Origin of the sequence: Bacillus sp. LK2 (assembly GCF_001043575.1) — a bacterium.
GTDB lineage: Bacteria > Bacillota > Bacilli > Bacillales > Bacillaceae_G > Bacillus_A > Bacillus_A paramycoides.
In genome coordinates this window covers 122,009-136,855 of the sequence record NZ_LDUK01000004.1, presented here as the reverse complement: position 1 = coordinate 136,855, position 14,847 = coordinate 122,009, and the positions used below count along the sequence as shown (strand labels likewise).

General features: G+C 36.8%; 14 protein-coding genes and 1 pseudogene. 6 read left to right on the top strand and 9 right to left on the bottom strand.

The annotated features are described in order from the left end of the window. Window position 1 precedes the first annotated feature (1 nt). The 6 genes from rbsA to VK90_RS04590 form a co-directional block, all read right to left on the bottom strand. Complete coding sequence (gene rbsA, locus VK90_RS04615; protein WP_048370771.1) at window positions 2-1,486, bottom strand: ribose ABC transporter ATP-binding protein RbsA; 1,485 nt, start codon at window positions 1,484-1,486, stop codon at window positions 2-4. Window positions 1,487-1,504: 18 nt separating this feature from the next. Further along, window positions 1,505-1,900: a D-ribose pyranase gene (gene rbsD, locus VK90_RS04610; RefSeq protein WP_048370769.1), complete on the bottom strand. Its 396-nt coding sequence runs from the start codon at window positions 1,898-1,900 to the stop codon at window positions 1,505-1,507. Further along, window positions 1,897-2,793 carry a ribokinase gene (gene rbsK, locus VK90_RS04605; protein ID WP_048370768.1) on the bottom strand — a complete coding sequence of 299 codons (897 nt, stop codon included), beginning with the start codon at window positions 2,791-2,793 and terminating at the stop codon, window positions 1,897-1,899. The genes rbsD and rbsK overlap by 4 nt, the downstream gene beginning before the upstream one ends. Before the next feature lie 13 nt (window positions 2,794-2,806). Next, window positions 2,807-3,778: a ribose operon transcriptional repressor RbsR gene (rbsR, locus tag VK90_RS04600; RefSeq protein WP_048370766.1), complete on the bottom strand. Its 972-nt coding sequence runs from the start codon at window positions 3,776-3,778 to the stop codon at window positions 2,807-2,809. 137 nt (window positions 3,779-3,915) lie between these two features. Continuing rightward, window positions 3,916-5,529, bottom strand: coding sequence for an MDR family MFS transporter (locus VK90_RS04595; protein ID WP_048370763.1), 1,614 nt, complete (start codon window positions 5,527-5,529; stop codon window positions 3,916-3,918). A 19-nt stretch (window positions 5,530-5,548) separates the two neighbouring features. Beyond that, window positions 5,549-6,007 (bottom strand): MarR family winged helix-turn-helix transcriptional regulator, encoded by a 459-nt coding sequence (locus tag VK90_RS04590; protein ID WP_048370760.1) that lies wholly within the window; start codon window positions 6,005-6,007, stop codon window positions 5,549-5,551. A gap of 271 nt (window positions 6,008-6,278) precedes the next feature. Here VK90_RS04590 and glpT point away from each other — a divergent pair, with 271 nt between their 5' ends. From glpT to opp4A, 6 genes are all read left to right on the top strand, one after another. Then, window positions 6,279-7,628 (top strand): glycerol-3-phosphate transporter, encoded by a 1,350-nt coding sequence (glpT, locus tag VK90_RS04585; RefSeq protein ID WP_048370759.1) that lies wholly within the window; start codon window positions 6,279-6,281, stop codon window positions 7,626-7,628. A 283-nt stretch (window positions 7,629-7,911) separates the two neighbouring features. Continuing rightward, entirely contained in the window at window positions 7,912-8,931 is a 1,020-nt protein-coding gene (locus VK90_RS04580; RefSeq protein ID WP_002174874.1) for an ABC transporter ATP-binding protein, read from the top strand. Then, window positions 8,918-9,844, top strand: coding sequence for an ABC transporter ATP-binding protein (locus VK90_RS04575; RefSeq protein ID WP_048370757.1), 927 nt, complete (start codon window positions 8,918-8,920; stop codon window positions 9,842-9,844). The genes VK90_RS04580 and VK90_RS04575 overlap by 14 nt, the downstream gene beginning before the upstream one ends. A 14-nt stretch (window positions 9,845-9,858) precedes the next feature. Further along, window positions 9,859-10,827 carry an oligopeptide ABC transporter permease gene (gene opp4B, locus VK90_RS04570; protein ID WP_048370755.1) on the top strand — a complete coding sequence of 323 codons (969 nt, stop codon included), beginning with the start codon at window positions 9,859-9,861 and terminating at the stop codon, window positions 10,825-10,827. A 19-nt stretch (window positions 10,828-10,846) separates the two neighbouring features. Then, complete coding sequence (locus VK90_RS04565; protein ID WP_048370753.1) at window positions 10,847-11,752, top strand: ABC transporter permease; 906 nt, start codon at window positions 10,847-10,849, stop codon at window positions 11,750-11,752. Between the two features lie 14 nt (window positions 11,753-11,766). After that, on the top strand, window positions 11,767-13,545 hold the full coding sequence (opp4A, locus tag VK90_RS04560; protein ID WP_048370751.1) for an oligopeptide ABC transporter substrate-binding protein: 1,779 nt from the start codon (window positions 11,767-11,769) through the stop codon (window positions 13,543-13,545). Window positions 13,546-13,661: 116 nt separating this feature from the next. Here opp4A and VK90_RS27540 read toward each other — a convergent pair whose 3' ends face one another. The 3 genes and pseudogenes from VK90_RS27540 to VK90_RS04550 all read right to left on the bottom strand — a co-directional run. Then, the gene (locus tag VK90_RS27540; RefSeq protein ID WP_082147782.1) at window positions 13,662-13,787 is read right to left on the bottom strand and encodes a DUF4027 family protein; all 126 of its coding nucleotides are present in this window, start codon (window positions 13,785-13,787) and stop codon (window positions 13,662-13,664) included. A 203-nt stretch (window positions 13,788-13,990) separates the two neighbouring features. Further along, window positions 13,991-14,413: a universal stress protein gene (locus VK90_RS04555; RefSeq protein WP_025149813.1), complete on the bottom strand. Its 423-nt coding sequence runs from the start codon at window positions 14,411-14,413 to the stop codon at window positions 13,991-13,993. 65 nt (window positions 14,414-14,478) lie between these two features. Then, window positions 14,479-14,784 (bottom strand): annotated as a pseudogene (locus tag VK90_RS04550) (STAS domain-containing protein); the annotation flags it as partial. Between the last annotated feature and the right edge of the window lie 63 nt (window positions 14,785-14,847).

Genomic DNA, 14,847 nt, shown 5'->3' with positions numbered 1-14,847 from the left:
CTTACTCTCCCCCTGTAGCTAGTGCCATAATAGACTCTTGTGATGCCTGATCTTTCTCTAAAATACCACCGATTTTTCCTTCATGAATGACAAGAACACGATCACTCATTCCTAAAACTTCTGGAAGCTCAGACGATACCATAATAACGGCATCTCCTTGCTCGGTAAGCTTATTCATAATAGAGTAAATTTCTTTTTTAGCCCCAACATCTACACCTCTCGTTGGTTCATCTAAAATGAGTAACTGCGGATGAATACCTAGCCATTTTGCAATTACAATCTTTTGCTGATTTCCACCAGAAAGAGATTTTACAGCTTGCTCTCCGTCTGCTGCTTTCACCTTAAGAAGCTTCATCATATCCTCTGTAAATTGTTGTTCTAAGCCTTTATTAACAACGCTTCCCTTGGAAAGACTCTCTAAATTTGGTAAAGCTAAATTTTCACGAATCGAAAAATCTAACACAAGCCCTTCAGATTTTCTATCCTCTGTAATAAAAGCAATTCGTTGCCTAATCGCATCTATTGGACTATCAATTTTCACTTCTTGTCCATTCATAAAAATTTGTCCTGAATCAAGCGGTTCATATCCAAATATCGCTTTCATAATATCCGTACGGCCAGCTCCCATCAAGCCAGCAACACCAAGGATTTCACCTTTTCTAACTTGAAACGAAACATTTTCAAATTTCCCCTTTTTCGTTCCGTTACGCATTTCAAAAATCACTTCACCAATTTGGCTATTTCGCTCTGGGTAACGTTCACCAATACTGCGGCCTACCATCATGCTAACTACTTCATCAAATGACGTTTCTGGAATTAATCTCTTCCCTACATATTCTCCATCACGCAAAATCGTAATGGCATCACATATTGAAAAAATTTCTTCCATCCGGTGTGAGATATAAACGAATGAAACGCCCTCTTTACGTAATTTATTAATAACAGTAAACAGCGTTTCAATTTCGCGATCTGTTAATGCAGCTGTAGGTTCATCCATAATAATAACGCTTGCATTTGTCATTAATGCTTTAGCAATTTCAATAATTTGCTGTTGTCCAACTGATAATTCACCTGCTAGCATAGCGCCTCTCACATGTAGACCAAGATTTGCTAATTGCTGCTGGGCAATCGCATTCATTTGACGCGTACGTAATATTCCTGTTCTCCCATACATTAACTCTTTTCCAAGAAACATATTTTCAGCTACCGTCAAGTTCGGTAATATGTTCAACTCTTGATGGATAAATGCAATACCGTACTCTTCTGCTTCTTTTGCATTTTTAAAAGTTCGTTCTTTCCCATCAATCGTGACGGTTCCACTGTCTTTTTTATATACACCTGTTAAAATCTTCATGAGCGTCGATTTCCCCGCTCCGTTTTCCCCCATCAATGCATGGACTTCTCCTGTTTCAATCATAAACTGTGCGTTTTTTAAAACAGGATTACCATTGAACGCTTTTGAAATATTTTTCATTTCAATATGCATTCTCATCACATCCCTTTATTAAAAAATCACGCCTGCATGTAAAATAACATTCGCATAAGGCGTTGCTTCTCCTGTACGAATAATCGCCTTCGCTCTCTTTGTATGCTCTTTAAATTCCTTATGAGACACATATTCAAATGCTGGCTCTGTTAATCGCATTTCAACTTCTTTATTTACCTCTGCATTATTCATAATGACTTCTTCTGCTAACGTCACTTTTTCAATTGCCATATCATCAGCAACAACTTGTAATACGTCTAAAAAGCTAGGCTTTCCAATTTCGACTGCTAAATCAATTCGTTTTACTCCATCAGGAATAGGTAACCCACAATCAGCAATTACAATCGTATCTGTATGCCCAAGTTTAGCAAGGACTGCCGCGATTTCACTATTTAATACACCATGCTTTTTCATCCGACAATCACCTGCACTTCACGTACTCTATCTCTCGTTGGCATACCGCCCTGTGCCCCAAGTTTCGTTACAGAAAGACCACCAGCAATATTTGCAAAACGAATAGCCTGCTGAAGTGTTTCTCCTTCAGAAAGTGCAACTGCTAGCGCGCCGTTAAATGTATCACCAGCTCCAGTCGTATCCACTACATCTACAGCAATACTTGGAACTTGAACAACTTCCGTTCCGTTATGGAATCGAACACCGTTAGACCCTTCAGTCATTAATAACTTATTTGGATATTTCGCAAGTAACTCTTCAATTGGTGATGTGAAATCATTTAATACAATGCGACATTCATGTTCATTCGGCGTAATATAAGTTGCTTTTTCTAAAATATCTTCTGATAAAACTTGTGCTGGAGCTGGATTCAACATAACTGGAATTTTATGCTCCTCACAAATAGCCAGAACGTATTTTACTGTTTCAAGTGGAATCTCTAGTTGAAGAACAACCATATCAGCTTTGACAAGAAGGTCTTTTGAACGATCTACAATTGACTCATCTACAAGAGCATTTGCTCCTTGTATGACCACAATACTGTTATCCTCCTCTGCTAAAACGATATGAGCGATTCCTGTCGTTCTATCTGTAACCGGTACCACATAGTCGATAAAAACTCGTTCGTTCTCTAAATTTTTTCTAACTACTGTTCCGTAATCATCATTTCCTACTGCACCAACCATTGCTACATTTGCTCCTAATCTAGCTGCAGCAACTGCTTGGTTAGCCCCTTTTCCTCCTGGGATAGTATGAAACGCTTCACCAATTACTGTTTCTCCTGCTTTCGGACGTATTTTTGAAACAGCCACTAAGTCCATTGAGATACTACCTACTACTGCAATATTTGGCATTTGTTTCATCTCCTTACTTTGTTGTATTTCGTTCTATAATTTCAATCGGTAAACGATAGTGTTTCTCTTCTAACGCATTTCCTTCCATCTGCTCTAACAACAACTCTGTTGCCATTTTCCCCATTTCATAAATTGGTTGAGCAACAGTCGTAATAGATGGATACATCATTTCTGTTAAAGAAATCCCATCGAATCCGATAACTTGTAAATCGTCTGGAATAGAAATCCCCTTTTGAAGTGCAGCCTTTACGATACCAATTGCAATTAAATCATTCCCAGCAACAATTCCATCAATATGCGGATATTCTTCTAATAATTCCATCGCTACCCGTTCACTATTAGCTGGATCGAATGTACTCTCTGCAATCATATAAGAAAGATTATTTTGCGTAATAACGTCTACAAAACCTTCAAAACGTTCATTAGCTGTACTCACATCGCGCGGTCCGCGAATATGTGCAATATGTTTACATCCTTTATCTATTAATAACTTTGTCGCAGCCTGACTCCCTGCGTAGTTGTCTGCATATACAGTAGGAATGCGCTCATTAAACATACGGTCAATTGCAACGACTGGAACAGATAAATTCATGTAATTAACACTATTTTGTGGATTCGTTGCCACAATAAACCCATCCACATTATTTTGTCTAAGTACATCGATATATTGTTTCTCTTTTTCTAAACTTTCATCAGAATTACAAAGGACAACTGTGTAACCTTGCTTATGTGCTACATCTTCTACGGCACGTGCAACTTCTGGAAAGAATGGATTCACGATATTTGGAACAACTAGGCCAATTAAACGAGATTTTTTATTATATAAAGAACGTGCTACTGTACTAGGCTTATAATCTAGCATTTCAATTGCTCGCTCTACTTTCTTTAACGTATCCTCATGAACATATCCATTTTTATTTAACACTCTGGAAACGGTCGCAACAGATACCCCTGCCAATTTTGCAACGTCTTTAATCGTACTCATTCTCTTTTCTCCTCATTTCATGTAACCGTTTACAGAAAATAATATAACGTATTTATATAAATACGTCAATCATTTCTCACTAAAAAGCTTTTAAGGTTATACTCAAAAAAGCACCGCCATAAGGCGATGCTTTTTCATTACGAATTTGATGCAGTTCGTTCTTTCTCTTCCACAGCAGGCTCTTCAGCACCTTTTTTACGATCAGACAGTTTAATCTTCTGTAAGAAAATCGTGAAGATGGCACCTACTACGATAAATACTAATCCTGTTAAGAATACAGTATGAAGTGAGTCTACTAAAGAACTTTTCAAAATTGGTACGATGCTATTAGAGAATGCTTCTGGCATTTGTTTTAATGCTTCTGGATTAAAGAGCATCGAATATAAACCTTGTGGGTCTGTATGAATCATATCTTTAAATTTTGTTACCATTTGTCCCGCTTCTTTAGGGAACGTATCTAATACAGGTACTAATTTATTTGTTAATGTTGTACCTGAAGTGTTATTCATAATTGATCCTAAAATTGTAATACCGAATGTTCCCCCGATTTGACGGAAGAACTGACTTGATGAAGTTACTACACCAAGATCTTTTTTCGGGAAGCTTTCTTGTAACGCCAATGTCAGTGTTGGCATAACAAGACCCATTCCTAAACCGATAACCATCATATAAGAAGTAGCGGTAAGCTTAGTTGTGTGCATATCCATCGTTGTTAATAACCAGAATCCACCAGCCATAACAAGCATTCCTGTAATAATTTGTGGTTTCACACCAACCTTTAATACAAGTTGACCACCGATAATACTCATAACGATCATTGTAATCATCATCGGTGTCATAATAGTTCCTGATTCAGCAGCACTAACGCCTACAATTCCTTGCATGAAGAACGGTACGAACATAATAGCGCCAAACATTCCGATACTCATAAAGAATCCAATCGCATTTAGTAATGTAAATGTACGATTTTTAAAGAAATGCATCGGTAAGATTGGTTCTGCTGCTTTTGTTTCAACGATAATAAAGCTAACGATACCAATTAGAGCTAATGCAAATAACCCGATAATTTGCCAAGAATCCCACGCATAATCTTTCCCGCCAAACGTTAACGCAAGTAATAAACTTACAACACCGAGAATCATCGTAAAGATTCCAGCGATATCAATTTTAATTGGTCCCGTTTGTTTATGTGATTTTAGTCCCATTGCGATAAAGATTGTCGCTAAAATACCAACCGGTAAGTTAATGTAGAACACCCATCTCCAATTCACTGCGTCTACAATCCAACCACCAACTTGTGGTCCAATTACAGAAGCAAGACCGTATAGAGCTCCAAAAATACCTTGCCATTTAGCACGTTCTTTTCCCGTAAACATATCTCCAATAATAATCATAGCCATTGGCATCATAATACCGCCACCAAGACCTTGAATACCACGGAAAATAATTAATTCTGTCATACCATTTGCCATACCACATAACGCTGAACCAATCATGAAAATAACTAGCCCTGTTATATATACATTACGACGCCCAAGTAAGTCCGCTAACTTACCTGCAATTGGTACGACTGTCGTTGACGTTAACATGTAAGCTGTTGTTAGCCATGTCATTAAGCTTAATCCGCCAAGTTCACCAACGATACGTGGCATTGCTGTACCAACGATTGTTCCGTCTAACGCAGCAAATAGCATCGCGATTACTAAACCGATTAACAACAACCTTCTATTCTGATTTTCTTGTTGCTCCATGTAATCTCCTCAATTCCTCTTAGTTTTTCTCTTTTTTCTCTAGTGACCCGCAAATAATTGTTTCTAGCTTTTCAAAGAGGCGTAACAAATCTTCTCGTTCTTGTAATTCTAATTGTGAGAAATATTTTGCGATATGCTCATTACGAGCCGCCATAGCCTCTTCTACTGTAGCTTTCCCCTTTTTCGTTAGCTCAATGACAACAACGCGGCGATCATTATTGTCGTGATAGCGCTCTACTAACCCATGATCAATTAAACGATCAATCATTACTGTAATTGCGCTTGGTTTTACGTACATTTTCTCCGCTAATTGTGTCGCTCTTGAGGCTCCGTAATGATCTAAAATCTTCAAGATATAAAACTGCGGTGGTGTAAGTCCTGATGCTTGCATTTGTTCCAGTAGCTCTGTTTGCATTTTCTTTCCTATAGCAAATGTAAGAGCTTGAATTTTATCAATATGAGTCATATCATTTGGCATGTTATCCACCTCTTATTTAAACAATAAAATATTTAACGTATTTAAATATTAATCCCGCAAACAAAATCCGTCAACACCTTTATTCATAAAAACGTTTACAATTTTGTCACAAAGTTGTATAATTTTTGTCGAAGTTAATATTGACAGTCACGGAGAATCAGAGTATACGGCTATGAATCATAAAAAAGGAAACTTTTTTATATTTCATGGCCTTTTTATATTCTCACTGTCTTAAAACACTTCCAATTAATCAGAGGAGGATTTTCAGTTTATGTTTTTAACACAATTATTTAAACCTGCCCCCCATGCAGAGCGCCTACCAGCTGATCGCATTGACAGCGAATACCGCAAGCTTCGCTTACAAGTATTTCTAGGCATCTTCATCGGTTATGCAGGTTACTACTTTGTTCGAAAGAATTTTTCACTGGCAATGCCATATCTTATCGAGCAAGGTTTTAGTAAAGGAGAACTCGGTGTTATCCTTTCAGCGGTATCTATCTCTTACGGATTAAGTAAATTTCTTATGGGTATCGTATCCGATCGTTGTAACCCTCGCTATTTCTTAGCAACTGGGCTATTTTTATCAGGTATCATTAATATTATTTTTGGTTCATTTTCTTTCATTACAACGAGTATTATGCTCATGTTTGTACTTCAGTTTTTAAACGGATGGGTACAAGGTATGGGGTGGCCTCCTTGTGGGCGTACAATGGTTCACTGGTTCTCTATTAGTGAACGCGGTACAAAAATGTCTATTTGGAACGTCGCTCATAATGTCGGCGGCGCACTTATGCCTTCTCTCGTTACATTAGGGTTATATTTCTTTGCAAATGACTGGAAAAGTATATTTTACTTCCCAGGTATTCTTTCAATTTTAGTTGGGATTTATGTATTAATTGCGATGAGAGATACACCCCAATCTTGCGGATTACCTTCTATTCAGGAACATACTGGGGAATATCCATCAGATGAAAAAGTAAAAGATCGCGAACGCGAACTTTCGGTAAAGGAAATTTTATTTACATATGTATTAAACAATAAATTTTTATGGTACATCGCTATCGCTAACGTTTTTGTTTATTTCGTTCGTTACGGTGTTGTAGACTGGGCTCCTACTTATTTAGTAGAGGAAAAAAGCTTTACTCATAGTAGCTCACGTACAGCTTATGCTCTATATGAATGGGCTGGTATTCCAGGTACACTTCTTTGCGGATGGATGAGTGATAAACTATTTAAAGGGCGCCGCGCACCTGCTGGTATTTTATTTATGGTTGGTGTATTCATTGCCGTTCTCGTTTACTGGCTAAACCCTGCTGGTCACCCAATCATTGATAGTATCGCACTTGTTTCCATTGGATTTTTAATTTACGGACCTGTTATGCTAATTGGCCTACACGCTCTTGACTTAGCACCAAAGAAAGCTGCTGGAACTGCAGCTGGTTTAACTGGCTTCTTCGGTTACCTAGGCGGAGCTACTTTTGCTAGTGCAGCTATGGGCTTTATTGTAGATGCATTCGGATGGGATGGCGGCTTCATTTTGCTACTTGCTTCTTGTGTGCTTGCAATGTTCTTCCTTGCTCTTACTCTAAATACAGGATCTGCAAAGCAAAAACAAGCTTAAGTACTATTATTATACTTACAAAAAAAAAGAGAGACAGTTCTTTCCAGGACGCCTCTCTTTTTTCTACATATACTACTTTTTTCTTACAAAAAATTTATTCTCCTCCCTTTTGTATGTTAGCGTTTTCAAAACACTTCAAATCCTTATATAACAGCATTCAATCTCTGCATAGAAAGATTTTTGAATATTTTTTCAACTTATTCTTGTCAAACAATGTCAATTTATATTAAAATAACAACACACAAAATATTTAGTCTTTTCAGAAAAAGATGGAGGGATAGCCATGAAGAATCCACTTCTTCGCATTGAAAACTTACAGACTTCCTTTCGCATACAAGATCAATATCATGCAGCAGTTGATAACGTTTCATTAACTGTCCATGAAAATGAAATTGTCGCGATAGTTGGTGAATCAGGTTGCGGAAAAAGTGCACTTGCCCTTTCCATTATGCGACTGCATAATGAAGCAAATACAAAATTACAAGGGCAACTTTACTATAGAGATAAGGACTTACTAACTATGTCTACCGCAGAAATGAATAAAGTACGCGGATCAAACATCGGTATGATTTTCCAGGAACCTCTTACAGCTCTAGATCCTCTTATGACAGTTGGAAAACAAATCGAAGAAAACTTAGACTACCACACAAGCCTTTCAAAAGCAGAAAAGAAAGAACGCACCTTAGAACTACTCCATCAAGTTGGTATTCCAAAACCAGAACTTACATATAAACAATACCCACACGAATTATCTGGCGGAATGAGACAAAGAATTGTTATCGCAATTGCAATTGCTTGTAACCCAGGACTCATTATTGCTGATGAGCCTACAACCGCTCTAGATGTAACAATTCAAGCTCAAATACTAGATCTACTAAAATCTATTCAAGAACAAACCAAAATGGGCATCATTTTAATTACACATGACTTAAGTGTTGTTGCAGAAACAGCTGATCGCATCGTCGTTATGTACGCTGGACAAGTTGTAGAAACAGGAACGGTTGAAGAAATTTTTAATAACCCTCTTCATCCATATACTCGTTCCTTATTAAACTCAATCCCATCTGCGTATGCTGAAAAAGAAAAATTACACGTGATTCAAGGGGTTGTTCCTTCGTTAGCGAAGATGCCTCGCACAGGTTGTCGCTTCCAGGCCAGAGTCCCGTGGGTTAGACCAGACCAACATGAAGAAAATCCAGTTTTACATGAAGTAAAACAAGACCATTGGGTACGTTGTACTTGTTATAAACATTTCAACTTCCAAGATAAGAAAGGAGATGACGTAACTCATGGCACTGCTTAAAGTAGACGATTTAAAAGTACATTTCCCAATTAAAGGTGGTTTCTTCGGACGCACATTAGATTACGTGCGTGCTGTCGATGGTGTAAGTTTTGAATTACAACCTGGTGAAACATACGGAATTGTTGGTGAATCTGGTAGTGGTAAATCAACAACCGGTAAAGCAATTATGCATTTAACAAAAGCGACAGACGGTAGCATTCACTTTAATAATAAAGATTTAACAAAATTAAGTCGCTCTGAGCTACGTGAACAACGAAAAGATATCCAAATGATTTTCCAAGATCCATATTCATCGTTAAATCCGAAGAAACGTGTTCTCGATATTATTGCCGAGCCTCTTCGAAATTTTGAGAAGCTCTCACCTGATGAAGAACGTAGAACCGTTCAAGAGTATCTTAGTATAGTTGGATTAAACCCAGAGTCTATTTATAAATATCCACATGAATTTTCCGGTGGACAAAGACAGCGAATTGGTATTGCACGTGCACTTACATTAAAACCGAAGCTTATTATTGCTGACGAACCTGTATCTGCACTTGACGTTTCCGTACAGGCTCAAGTATTAAACTTCTTGCAAGATTTACAAGCTGAACTAGGATTAACATATTTATTTATTAGTCACGATTTGGGCGTAATTCGTCATATGTGTGACCGTATCGGTGTTATGTACCGCGGGCGTATTGTAGAAGAAGCAACTAGTGCAGAAATTTATAATAATCCACAACATATTTATACGAAGCGATTAATATCAGCAATTCCTGATATTCGTCCTGAAAACCGAGAACAGCAACGTAAATTACGTCAGCAAGTAAGTTCTGAGTACGAGAAATCATACGAAAATTATTTCAATGAAAATGGTCGTGCTTATGATTTAAAACCAATCTCGCCAACGCACCGGGTGGCATTACCATAAGGGAGTGATAAAACATGTGGAAATTTATATTACGCCGAATCTTAATTATGATTCCGCAATTATTCATATTAAGCGTGCTCGTCTTTCTACTAGCTAAAGCAATGCCAGGTGATGCATTAACTGGAGCAGAGATGGCAAATCCGAAATCAGATCCAAAAGTCATTGAAGAACAACGTGAAAAGCTAGGATTAAACGATCCTGTAACAACGCAATATGTACGGTGGATTAAAAACGCTGTGCAAGGTGACTTCGGTGTTTCCTATGCGCATAAAATGCAAGTAACTGATTTAATTGGTGAACGTCTCGGAAATACGATTTTATTAGCAGTTGTTATCCTTATTCTCACTTATATTATTGCCATTCCGCTTGGAGTAATAAGCGGCCGCTGGAACGATACTTGGGGTGATCGACTCATTACGCTCTATAACTATTTAGGATTTGCTACACCGCTCTTTATTTTCGGATTAATTATGCTCTTCCTTTTCGGATTCCAGTTTCCAATTTTCCCAACTGGGGGTAGCGTAGATCCACAAGTTGAAACAGGTACATTAGCTTATTATATGAGTAAGTTCAATCACATTCTATTACCAGCTTTATCAGGAGCTTTAATTGCCACTGTCGGTACTGTGCAGTATTTACGTAGTGAAATTATTGATACAAAACATAAAGACTTTGTACGAACAGTCCGAGCGAAAGGTGTTCCTGAATCTAAAGTTTATTCACGACATATTTTACGAAATTCCTTTTTACCAATTGCAGCCTTTTTAGGTTATGAAATTACAGGTTTAGTTACTGGAGCACTCTTCTTAGAGAATATTTTTAGTTATCCAGGGATTGGACAATTATTCATCCAATCTATGGGACAGCGTGACTTTAGTGTAGTAACTGCAATTGTTTTATTTACTGGATTCGCAACGTTACTCGGAACACTTCTTTCCGATATCATTTTAAGCATCGTTGATCCACGTATTCGAATCGATTAATGGGAAGGAGGAAAAAATCATGTTAGCAAATCCTGAAAAACAAACTGAAGTCATTCATTACGAGAAAAGCCCCTCTGGTTTCTCCATTATGTGGCGCGAATTTCGTAAAGATAAATTAGCAATGTTTTCACTAGTCTTTCTAGCAATATTACTATTAGCAGTCTATGTAACATCTTTTATTATGAAGCAAGAAGATATTGTACGCGTGGATTTGTTTTCCATCTACGCACCTCCCTCTGCTGAACATTGGTTGGGTACTGATTATGGAGGCCGTGATATTTTTGGACAACTTATCATTGGTACACGAAACTCATTTACTATCGGACTGGCAATAACAATCCTTTCTTGTTTAATTGGTCTTTCTGTCGGATTAATTGCAGGCTATTTCGGAGGAAAAGTTGATAATGCTATTATGCGATTCATTGACTTCATAATAGTACTACCAACGTTAATGCTTATTATCGTATTTATCACACTTGTACCTACTTTTAATATCACAACGTTTATTCTAATTATGACTGCTTTCTTATGGACAGGAAAAGCAAGATTAATTCGCTCAAAAGTATTAACTGAAAAAGAGCTCGATTATGTTGCTGCATCTAAAACTTTAGGCACACCTAACTGGAAGATCATCCTTTTCCAAGTGTTACCTAACTTAAGTTCCATTATTATCGTAAGCGTTACATTAAACCTTGCAGGGAACATCGGTATTGAATCTGGTTTAACTTACTTAGGATTCGGTCTACCAGAAAGTACACCTAGCCTTGGTACACTCGTAAGTTACGCAACAAATCCAGATGTACTGCAAGAAAAATGGTGGATTTGGTTACCTGCATCAATCATGATTTTAGTGTTGATGCTATGTATAAATTTTATTGGTCAAGCGTTAAAGCGTTCGGCTGATGCAAGACAAAGAAAAGGATAAGGGGTGGAGAAGTTATGAACAAACCAAAATTGTACAAAGTATTAAGTACACTTGCTGCTTCAACATTATTACTATCTGCATGTGGGGGTGCTGATAGCGGAAGTAAAAAAACTAGTACTAATACTAATCAAACAGATACGAAAAAATTTAATGCTCTTGTAAAAAATGATAAAAAAGAAATTCAAGACGGATCATTAACATACGCTCTTGTTTCAAATACACCATTCGCAGGTGTGTTAAGTAGAGTTGTATATGACGGTGCTCCTGATGCTGAAGTTATCGATTTCTTTGATGAAGGCTTATTATATACAGATAAAAACTGGGAAATCAACAACGAAGGACCTGCAACTTATACAATTTCCGAAGATAAGAAAACAATTACAATTAAAATTAAAGATAATGTAAACTGGCACGATGGTAACCCTGTAACAGCTGAAGATTTAGAATTTTCTTACTTAATTATTGGTAACAGTAAATATGCTGGAGTTCGTTATGATACACAAATGCAAATGATCGAGGGAATGGAAGAATACCACGCTGGAAAAGCTGATAAAATTTCAGGTATTAAAGTTGTTGATCCAAAAACGATCTCTATTACTTATAAAACTGTAAATCCATCTTTAAAAACTGGCATTTGGACATATCCTACCTCTAAAAAATATTTAGGCGATGTACCAATTGAAAAATTAGCTGAATCCGATAAAGTTCGTAAAAATCCAATTGGATTCGGACCATTTAAAGTGAAGAAAATTGTTCCTGGTGAATCAGTTGAATTTGAACGCTTTGATGGCTACTGGGGTGGTAAACCGAAATTAAAAAATGTAACTTTAAAAGTAGTAAACCCAGCAATCGTAAATGCATCGTTGAAAAAAGGTGATATTGATATCGCAAAAGTTACTGCAGATCAATATCCAAATGTAAGTAAACTAAAAAATACACAGTTAATTGGTAAAACAGATCTTTACTATAGTTACATCGGATTTAAGTTCGGACATATGGACAAAGGGAAAAACGAAGCTGTAATGGATAAAGATAAATTTAAAGACGTTCGTCTACGTCAAGCAATGGCATATGCAGTAAATCGTGAAGAGCTTGGACAGAAAGTATATCATGGACTTCGCTTCCCTGCTAACTCACCAATTCCACCATCTATGCCAAAATATCACAACAACAATGCTGGTGCATACAACTTCGATGTGGAAAAAGCGAAGAAATTATTAGATGAAGCTGGCTATAAAGATAAAAATGGTGATGGATTCCGCGAAGATCCAAAAGGTCAAGAATTCAAAATTAATTACTTAGCTAGTAGTGGTAGCGATACAAGTGAACCACTTGCAAAATTCTTTATTCAATCTTGGAAAGATATCGGCTTAAAAGTAGAGCTTGTAGATGGTCGTCTACACGAGTTTAACTCATTCTACGATATGATTAAGAAAGATGATCCAAAGATTGATATCTTCGGCGGTGCTTGGAATACTGGTTCTGACCCTGACTTATCTGGTCTTTGGGCAAAAGATGCAAGTTTCAACTACGGCCGCTGGGTAAACGATGAAAATACTAAATTATTAACTGAAGGTTTATCAGAAAAAGCTGGTGATGAGAAATATCGTAAAGAGGTATACGATAAATGGCAAAAATTAATCCATGATGAGGCACCAATGATTCCACTTCACTATCAATTTGAATTAACAGGCGTAAACAATCGTGTGAAAAATTATGATGTTGCTCCTGGTGCAAAATTAACATGGAAAGACGTTGCAGTAACAAGCGATAAAGCAGAAACAGAGAAATAAAATAAAAAATAGCTCCTAGCCTATACTTTTTTCGCTAGGAGCTATTTTTTATTTATCTCTAAAGTGTAAATTTTGTAGTTTATAATAACCATTTCCTTTCTACTTATACAATACGATTAAAACATTTGCTGAAACATCTTTACTAAAACAGCTAACGTAACAGATCCCGCAAATCCTCCTAAACAAATAAGACCCACACCTTGGCTATATGATAAATTTTGGAATGCTTTCATCTTTTTCATCCTCCCCTTCGATACTCTTATTTTACCAATGGAATAATTTTCATAACATCGATTTCGCTGACAACTAACTTACAAATTTGTAAGTTAACAATTTCCCTCTAAACTTATATATCTAGTATGTCCACGCTTCCCCCTTTTATACATCAAAAAAGACCTTGAATTATATCAAGGTCCTACTTACACTACAGAATATCTCACTCAATTTATTTTATAATCATCACCGGGCATTTCACACGCTTTGCTATTTTATGACTTACACTACCAAGCACCATCTCTTGCAGTGTATTTAACCCTCTACTTCCTACAACAACAAGGTCAATATCTCCTGTATTTACATATTGAACGATTGTATCTCCAGGATCACCGTGTAGAATCGTAATTTTGTAGGCAATTTTCTCTTTCTTTAATAACGTCTCAATCTCTTTTAATTTATCTTTTCGACTTGCTGAAATTGTCTCTAAATCTGTTTGTCCCTGTATAATATCTGATTTTGCCGTTCTATTATCTACTACGTACACAACTTCAACATTTGTTTCTTCGTTAAATTTCGCAATATATGTTGCATGCTCGGCTGCCCGAAGTGCATGCTCAGAACCGTCACATGCTAATATAATTTGTTTGTACATATGCTGAATCCCCTTTTCGTTATCCTACTCGTATTATATAATAAAGCCTCCTAAAAAGGAGGCTTCTAACTAGCAATTCTCTTATTATAAGTAGCTAAATTTGAAACAATCTTCGAGCTACGTTCATTTAAACCTGTGATCCTTACTTTCACACCACTTTGTTCATATTTCATTATAACTTTATCAATTGCTGCTACAACTGAATCATCCCATACGTGTGCGTGAGTACAGTTCATCTCAATTTCTTTCGCTTCTTCATTGTATGGAAATGTATTTATAAAATTTGTCGCAGATGCGAAGAATAGTTGGCTGTGAATTTCGTATATTTTCTTATTTTCAATATACAAATGTTTCACGTGAATCTTTGCCATGTACTCCTCTACTCTTTAATTCTTTGATTCTTTGATTTTCTCCATAAGAAAATCAAAGCCGAC